The 1,188-nt window shown below is 71.8% G+C and carries 2 protein-coding genes and 1 pseudogene; all 3 read left to right on the top strand.

Annotated features, from left to right (window positions below; all coding sequences use genetic code 11):
• On the top strand, positions 1-350 hold a 350-nt coding region (locus tag QH195_RS07180; protein ID WP_280434793.1), incomplete at its 5' end, for a C40 family peptidase.
• Positions 347-949, top strand: a complete 603-nt coding sequence (locus tag QH195_RS07175; RefSeq protein ID WP_280420921.1) for a hypothetical protein — start codon at positions 347-349, stop codon at positions 947-949. The genes QH195_RS07180 and QH195_RS07175, both read left to right, overlap by 4 nt.
• A 30-nt stretch (positions 950-979) precedes the next feature.
• Positions 980-1,188: pseudogene (locus QH195_RS07170) on the top strand (conjugal transfer protein); the annotation flags it as partial.

The raw sequence follows: 1,188 nt of genomic DNA, 5'->3' as shown, positions 1-1,188 counted from the left end.
GGGCCACACCTTCCGGGTGGGGGGGGGGCGGCCCCGTGGGACCCTGCTGGGGGGGGCGGCCCGCCCGGGTTCCCCCCTCGGCGGGGGTGTTCGCCCCCCCGGGGGGCGAGGTCTCGCTACCACGCACCGCGGAACAGCAGTGGGAGGCCGGCACCGAGGTCTCGGTCAGCGAAATGCAGCCGGGCGACCTGGTCTTCAGCGAGTTCGCCGAGCGCGGCCCCGCGCAGGTCGGGATCTACGCGGGTGACGGGCAGATGATCCACGCGGCCCCCGCGGTCACGGCGGACACCGCCGGCGGGGTCGCCCAGGTGCCGGTACCCGGCGATGCCCGAGCGAGGAGGGTGCTGTGAACACGCGCGGATCGGCGGCTCGTTCGGCGTCGTGGCGGTTAACCTGGAGTCGGAAGACGAGTGCCGGTGCGGGACTGGTGGTGGCGCTGATGCTGGGCATCACGATGCTGAGCGGCTGTGGCGGTGGCGACGATGCGGGAACGGCAGGCGGACCGGCCGTTTCCACCCCGCGGCGGCTGGAGGCCGTACCCGCGCCGGATCCCGCGACGCCCGACGGTGTTGCCGTCGCCGCGTTGCGGGAGATCTACCGGTGGGAACCGGCCACCGAAGTACCGGGCGATTCCTTGGAACGGGCGCGGAGATTCCTGGGCCCCAGCTTGATCCGGGTGCTGGACGCGCCCACGGATACCGCGGCTGTTCCCGGTGTTTCGCTGCGCTGGGGTGAATGGGCGGCGGCGGGCGCGCGGGTCGAGGCGTTCACCTTCGCCTCCGGGGACCGGCCGCCCGCCGGCCCGGATCCCGCTGTGCGGCAATACAAGATCGGTATCGAGCAGACCGTCGTCTACCCGGACGGCCGCGAGGAACCCCTGGCACCGGCCACGGTGATCGCGACCGTGGTGCATACGCCCGCGGGCTGGCGGCTCGACGGCTACCGGTGACCACGGGCAGGGACCACTGAGGAGACAGGTATGGCGAAGAAGAAACCGGTGAAGGATCCGGCCGTCCCCGGCCCGGACCTGACCCTCATCGCGATATATGTGGGCGGTGCGGTCCTGGGAACAGTCTGGGCGGCGCTGCATCTGGGCAATATGCTCTCGCTGCAGAAACAGGATATGCCGGTCAACCCGATCGGCATCGTCGCGGGCATGGTCAAGGGCGAACTGCGCTGGCCCACCGG

The organism is Nocardia carnea (genome assembly GCF_029868855.1).
GTDB classification, from domain to species: domain Bacteria; phylum Actinomycetota; class Actinomycetes; order Mycobacteriales; family Mycobacteriaceae; genus Nocardia; species Nocardia carnea_A.
Note: the sequence above shows the minus strand (reverse complement) of the source record. Positions and strands in the feature narration are given on the sequence as shown.